The 336-nt window shown below is 50.3% G+C and carries 1 protein-coding gene; it reads right to left on the minus strand.

The genetic code is table 11. From position 1 onward, the window contains the following. Positions 1 to 336, minus strand: a 336-nt coding sequence (locus J8L97_RS23315; protein ID WP_211053104.1) for an SdrD B-like domain-containing protein, incomplete at both ends; no start/stop codon positions are given.

A 336-nucleotide genomic window follows, 5' to 3' on the forward strand; every position in this document is an offset into this window, starting at 1 on the left:
GTATCAGCGCGCGTCACCACATACCCGTCTGCATCCGGTTGGCGAAGCGCGGTAAAACTAAATGCACCATTACTGTCGGTGTTGGTGCTCAATGACACAGCGTTGCCAAATTCATCCTTACCGCTCAGGGTGACTGCTAGGTTCGGGATCGCCAGATCTTTGCCTTCCTTTATGCCATTTTGATTACCATCAACAAATACCAGTCCTTCAACTTGAGCGTCACCAGTACTGGGCTGCTCGGTAAAGATCACCTTACTCGGCTTACCTACCGTGGCTACCTTCACCGCATTTTTACCCGCATAGGTATTCTTCACACCATCAAGGTAATCTTGGCCG

It is taken from the genome of Pseudoalteromonas sp. MMG012 (genome assembly GCF_018100875.1).
GTDB classification, from domain to species: Bacteria; Pseudomonadota; Gammaproteobacteria; order Enterobacterales; family Alteromonadaceae; genus Pseudoalteromonas; species Pseudoalteromonas aurantia.